This is a genomic window from Kitasatospora sp. NPDC059571 (genome assembly GCF_042735675.1).
Classification (GTDB): domain Bacteria; phylum Actinomycetota; class Actinomycetes; order Streptomycetales; family Streptomycetaceae; genus Kitasatospora.
Window position 1 is genome coordinate 7,515 of sequence record NZ_JBHWBW010000254.1, and the last position, 3,331, is coordinate 10,845.

The window sequence follows — 3,331 nt, forward strand, 5'->3', positions numbered from 1 at the left end:
GCGGGCCCCCCCCCGCGGGGCGGGGGGCCGGGTCCGCCGCGGGGGGGGGGCGCCGCGCCGCCCCCCCCGCGCGCGCCGGGGGGGGGCCCGGGCCCCCCCCGGCCCCCGGGCTCGTCCAGGCCGGGCCGACCGCGTGCGCGGCGCAGACCGCGGGCTTCCTCCAGCCGCTGCTGGCGGGCGAGGGCGTGTCGGCGCAGGACCGGCCCGCCGCGGTCGACCCGGGCGACCACAGCCGGCCGGCCTGGCAGCTGTGCGGGGCGCTCGGGCCGCTGGTGAAGAGCTGACCCGGCACCCCGCCGCGGCTCACTCCGTGCCGCTGCCCGGGCGCTCGCCGTCGCCGTTCGCGCCGCCGGGGCGGCCGGCCCCGACGAAGCTGTCGCGCAGCTTGCCGCCGACCGTGCCGACACCGCCCGCGACGTCCCGCAGCAGGCCCATCAGCGGGTCCTTGGACTCCTTGACCGACTGCGAGTACGAGTCGGCCGCGGCCTTCCACTGGGCGCCGACCGAGGTCTCCCGGTCGTCCTCGCGACGCGGGTAGGCGCCGGCCAGGATCGAGCGGTACTCGTCGCTCTCCGCCCACTTCTTCAGCTTGGCGACCCGGACCACCGCGAACGGGTGGGTCTGCGGCAGCACCTGGAGCAGCTTGAGCACGCCGTCGCGCAGGTCGCCGGCCTTCTCGTACTCCTCGGCCTGCTCCAGGAAGGCGTCGACGTTCATCTCGGCCAGGTTGTGGCCGCCGGCGAGCTTCATCAGGCCGCGCATCGAGGCCTGCAGGTCCTGGCCGGCCAGCAGGCCCGCCCGGTCGCAGGAGAGCTCGGCCTTGCGGAACCACTCCTTGAGGGCGGTGATGACCGCGCTGATGGCGAGGCTGCCGAGCGGCAGCCAGGCGATCCGGGCCGCGATGTTGGTGAGGATCAGCAGCATCGTCCGGTAGACGGCGTGCCCGGACATGGCGTGGCCGACCTCGTGGCCGACGACCGCCCGCAGCTCCTCCTCGTCGAGCAGTTCGACCAGGCCGCTGGTCAGCACGATGATCGGCGTCTCCATGCCGATGCACATCGCGTTGACCGCCGGGTCCTGGGTGACGTAGAGGTCCGGCACCTTCTCCAGGTCCAGCACGTAGGCGGCGTCCCGGACCATGTCGTACAGCTCCGGGAACTGGCGCTCGGAGGTCTTCACCGCGGTGGCCAGGAACATCAGCCGGACGCTGCGCTCCGAGACCAGGCCGGCGAGCTTCTTCAGGACGTCGTCGAAGCCGCTGAGCCGGCGCAGGGCGACCAGGGCGGAGCGGTCGGCGGGGTGCTCCCAGGCGCGGGTGGAGATCCCGGGGAAGCGCTGCCGGCGGCGGCTCGGGGTGGTGCTGTCCTTGGCAAGGTCGGTCATGTGTGTGAGTACCCTCCTGGTCGTCGCCGGCACCGGCTCGCGGCCGGCCCCCGCTGCTGTTGGCTGAACGTCCGTGCGTGCGTACTCGTCCCCGGACGGTCACAGTACGCCGCGGTGCGGAGCCGGGTGCCCGGTACGCCCCGGGTGGGGTGCCCGGTACGCCCCGGTCTACGCTGTTCCTCCGGAGCGAGAGGAGCACCGCTGATGTCCCCTGCCACCGCCACCCTGGCGCACCTGGCCGGCCCGATCTCCACCGAGAACGGCCCGGGCCTGTTCCTGCGGATCGTCGTGATCGGCTCCATCGTCGGGGTCGGCCTGCTGGCCTGGATCCTGCTGCGAGCCGGCCGCAACAACTGACAAACCGGACACCGCCCGGCACCGCCGCCCTACGCGTGGTCAGACGCGGTGGGCCGCCGAGCGGTTGCGCCGTGCCCACCCGTACGATGAGGCCGCAGGCCGTACCCGGCCCGCACCTCGTCCGCCCACCGAGCCGAGAAGGTCCTGCCGACCATGAGCACTGCCGCACTGCCCGTCCTCGCCCAGCTCGCCGAGGGCGGCAACCACGACAGCCTGAACCCGTACCTCACCGGCGGCTCCGCGCTCTTCATCCTGCTGCTGCTGGGCTTCATCACCACCCGCTTCAACCGGGACCGCTGAGCCCGGACGTCCGCGGGGGAGCGCCTGCACAGAAGCTGCGCGCTCCCTCCGGCAGACCTCTCCGGGCGGCGTGTCCGGCGCTGAGACACGTCGCGTAAGGTGTGGCGCCATGGGACAGCAGGCCGAGACCGCCGGCACGCGGGCGAAGAGGCGCCTCGGCGTGATGGGCGGCACGTTCGACCCGATCCACCACGGGCACCTGGTCGCCGCCAGCGAGGTGGCGAGCGCGTTCCACCTCGACGAGGTGGTCTTCGTACCGACCGGGCAGCCGTGGCAGAAGTCCGACCGGCAGGTGACGCCGGCCGAGGACCGCTACCTGATGACGGTCATCGCCACCGCGGAGAACCCGCAGTTCTCGGTGAGCCGGATCGACATCGACCGCGAGGGCCCCACCTACACCGTGGACACCCTGCGCGACCTGCGCGCCCTGCACCCGGACGCCGAGCTGTTCTTCATCACCGGCGCCGACGCACTGGCCCAGATCCTCTCCTGGCGCGACTCCGACGAACTCTTCGAGCTCGCCCACTTCATCGGGTGCACCCGGCCGGGGCACACTCTTTCGGACGCCGGTCTTCCGGTCGGCGGGGTCTCCCTGGTCGAGGTGCCGGCGCTGGCCATCTCCTCCACGGACTGCCGCAACCGGGTCGCCAAGGGCGAGCCGGTCTGGTACCTCGTCCCGGACGGCGTGGTCCGTTACATCCACAAGCGGGCGCTCTACGCGCCGGCCCAGCCTTGATCCCGGGAGGGACGGCGTGACCGGAACGGCAGACCGCGGAATGCCCGACGACGGCTACGAGGGCTACGACGGCTACGGCCGCCGGGGGTACCCGCAGCAGGGGTACCACCAGCAGGCGGGCGGCCCGCAGGACCCGTACGGCCAGGACTACCCCCAGCAGGGCTACCCGCAGCAGTCCGGCTACCCGCAGCAGGGCTACTACGAGCAGCCGGGACGGCCGCAGGACCCGTACGCGGGCCAGGGCGGCTACGGCCAGGACTACGGCCCGCAGGACCCGTACGGCCAGGACTACGCCCAGCAGGACTACCCCCAGCAGGGCTACCCGCAGCAGTCCGGGTACCCGCAGCAGGGCTACTACGAGCAGCCGGGCCGGCCGCAGGACCCGTACGCGGGCCAGGGCGGCTACGGCCAGGAGCAGTCGCAGGCCTACGTCCAGGACCCGTACCGCGCGCAGGTGCCGCAGCCGTCGGCCCCGCAGCAGGCCCCGCCCGCCGCCGCCCCCGGTCCGGCCCGGCCGGTCGCCGCTGCCGCTGCCGCCGCCGCGCCGCCCCGGCC

At 74.0% G+C, this 3,331-nt stretch carries 4 protein-coding genes and 2 pseudogenes; 5 read left to right on the forward strand and 1 reads right to left on the reverse strand.

From position 1 onward, the window contains the following. Positions 1–284: pseudogene (locus ACFV0G_RS24740) on the forward strand (hypothetical protein); the annotation flags it as partial. 19 nt (positions 285–303) lie between these two features. Here ACFV0G_RS24740 and ACFV0G_RS24745 read toward each other — a convergent pair. Next, entirely contained in the window at positions 304–1,383 is a 1,080-nt protein-coding gene (locus tag ACFV0G_RS24745) for a M48 family metallopeptidase (RefSeq protein ID WP_380551894.1), read from the reverse strand. A gap of 204 nt (positions 1,384–1,587) precedes the next feature. Here ACFV0G_RS24745 and ACFV0G_RS24750 point away from each other — a divergent pair, with 204 nt between their 5' ends. The 4 genes and pseudogenes from ACFV0G_RS24750 to ACFV0G_RS24765 form a co-directional block, all read left to right on the forward strand. Continuing rightward, the gene (locus tag ACFV0G_RS24750; RefSeq protein ID WP_380551897.1) at positions 1,588–1,740 is read left to right on the forward strand and encodes a hypothetical protein; all 153 of its coding nucleotides are present in this window, start codon (positions 1,588–1,590) and stop codon (positions 1,738–1,740) included. Positions 1,741–1,893: 153 nt separating this feature from the next. After that, a complete protein-coding gene (locus ACFV0G_RS24755) occupies positions 1,894–2,040 on the forward strand; it encodes a hypothetical protein (protein ID WP_380551900.1) in 147 nt (48 codons plus the stop codon). Positions 2,041–2,149: 109 nt separating this feature from the next. After that, positions 2,150–2,776, forward strand: a complete 627-nt coding sequence (nadD, locus tag ACFV0G_RS24760; protein ID WP_380551903.1) for a nicotinate-nucleotide adenylyltransferase — start codon at positions 2,150–2,152, stop codon at positions 2,774–2,776. A 16-nt stretch (positions 2,777–2,792) separates the two neighbouring features. Then, positions 2,793–3,331, forward strand: a pseudogene (locus tag ACFV0G_RS24765) (hypothetical protein); the annotation flags it as partial.